Here is a 2,115-nt window from a genome sequence, read left to right on the forward strand (position 1 = left end):
GGCAAAATGACGGACCTCATTGGAAAACGCACCTTTTTGGAACAATTCGCATGAAATACGCCTCGCACCACGCTTTTCTCGAACACGTTGCCCATATCAATCCGGGCCAGCCTGAATACATCCAGGCCGTGACCGAGGTGATGGAAAGCCTGTGGCCCTTCATCACCCAGAACCCGAAGTACGCCGAGCAGGGCCTGCTGGACCGGCTGGTCGAACCCGAGCGCGTCATCATGTTCCGCATTTCCTGGGTTAATGACAAGGGTGACGTGCAGGTCAACCGCGGCTACCGCATCCAGCACAGCATGGCGATCGGCCCCTACAAGGGTGGCCTGCGTTTCCATCCCTCAGTCAACCTGTCCATCCTGAAGTTCCTGGCCTTCGAGCAGACCTTCAAGAACGCACTGACCACGCTGCCCATGGGCGGCGGCAAGGGCGGCTCGGACTTTGACCCCAAGGGCAAGAGCCCGGCCGAAGTGATGCGCTTCTGCCAGGCCTTCGCCAGCGAGCTGTTCCGCCATGTCGGCGCCGATACCGATGTGCCGGCGGGTGACATCGGCGTGGGCGGCCGCGAGGTGGGTTATCTCGCCGGCATGTACAAGAAGCTCAGCAACCGCGCCGACTGCGTGTTCACCGGCAAGGGCCTGTCCTTCGGCGGCTCGCTGATCCGCCCCGAAGCCACCGGCTACGGCACGGTGTATTTCGCCGAAGAAATGCTCAAGCAGAAGGGCCTGAGCTTTGCCGGCCTGCGCGTCAGCGTGTCCGGCTCCGGCAATGTGGCCCAGTACGCGGTGGAGAAGGCCATGGCCCTGGGTGCCAAGGTCGTCACCGTGTCCGATTCCAGCGGCACAGTGATTGACGAAGCCGGCTTCACACCAGAGAAACTGGCGGAACTGATGGAGGTGAAGAACCGCCTCTACGGCCGCGTCAGCGACTACGCCAAGCGCGTCAATGTCAAGTTCGAAGCCGGCATCAAGCCGTGGCGCGTGCCGGTGGACGTGGCCCTGCCCTGCGCCACGCAGAACGAACTCGACGGCAACGACGCCAAGATGCTGGTCAAGAACGGCGTCAAGTGCGTGGCCGAAGGCGCCAACATGCCGTCCACGCTGGATGCCGTGCGCGTGTTCGAGGAAGCACGTGTTCTCTATGCGCCGGGCAAGGCCAGCAACGCCGGCGGCGTGGCCACCTCGGGCCTGGAGATGAGCCAGAACGCCATGCGCCTGTCGTGGGACCGTAACGAGGTGGACGCCCGTCTGCACGGCATCATGCGAAGCATCCACGAGGCCTGCCTGCGCCACGGCAAACGTGCCGACGGCAGCGTGAGCTACGTGGACGGCGCCAACGTGGCCGGCTTCGTGAAGGTGGCCGACGCCATGATCGCCCAAGGCGTGATCTGAGAACGAAGTCCAGGCCGTTCAGGGCTGCGGCAGGCGGAAGACGCGTTGCGCATTCTCGTGCGCGACCTTCTTCAGCGTGGCCGGGCTGAGCCTGGCCAACAGTCCGCTGCGAATGGCGCCGATGACGGCGTCATAGGACACGTCCTTGGTGTAGATGTCGCTGCCCACCATGAAGCGCTCGGGCAGCGCCTCGATCACGTCGAGCCAGCCCGAATCCGCACTGTCGGCTGTGTGGATCATGAAGGGCCGCAACACTGGCGCACCGTTGCGCGCCGTGGATCGGTAGGAGGTTTCACAATAGAGATTGGCATGCCGCTCCAGCACGGCCCGCGCGGCCTGGGCCGAGGCACGTGTCATGCAATGCGAAAGAATGAAAGGCACATCGGGAAAGCGCTTGGCCATGCTCTCGACCTGCTCGATGCTGTCGGGGTCATCGTCCATGTGCAGCTGAACATAACCCTGGTGCTTTTGCGCCAGCGCATACATGGCCTGCAGGCTGTCGGCGTCGATGCGGACCTTGCGCGCAAAACCCGGCATGGCCGAGGATCGCTGGTTGCTGAGCACCAGCTCGCCCAGCCCCGAAATTTCCTTGCGCTCGAACTGGCCGGCCAGCTGCTCCATCAGGGCCTTGAAGCGCGGGCTGTCGGCATTGGCCAGCTCGTTCGCGCCGCCAGCCTGGAACATCACGAACTGCTGGGCCTGGGCACCGGCCGGGAAATAG

General features: G+C 63.7%; 2 protein-coding genes. One reads left to right on the forward strand and one right to left on the reverse strand.

The features are described 5' to 3' along the window. The first annotated feature begins 50 nt into the window (after positions 1–50). Positions 51–1,394, forward strand: a complete 1,344-nt coding sequence (gene gdhA / locus CDE01S_RS17865) for an NADP-specific glutamate dehydrogenase (RefSeq protein ID WP_084382991.1) — start codon at positions 51–53, stop codon at positions 1,392–1,394. A gap of 18 nt (positions 1,395–1,412) precedes the next feature. Here the strand turns inward: gdhA and CDE01S_RS17870 are convergent. After that, positions 1,413–2,115 (reverse strand): amidohydrolase family protein (locus CDE01S_RS17870; protein ID WP_157077207.1); only part of this gene is annotated, 703 nt, incomplete at its 5' end.

The sequence above is a fragment of the Curvibacter delicatus NBRC 14919 genome (genome assembly GCF_001592265.1).
Lineage (GTDB): Bacteria > Pseudomonadota > Gammaproteobacteria > Burkholderiales > Burkholderiaceae_C > Hylemonella > Hylemonella delicata.

What these genes read in the sequence shown, in the direction of transcription:
- gdhA (WP_084382991.1), top strand. Translation starts at nt 51, where the DNA reads ATGAAATACGCCTCGCACCACGCTTTTCTCGAACACGTTGCCCATATC.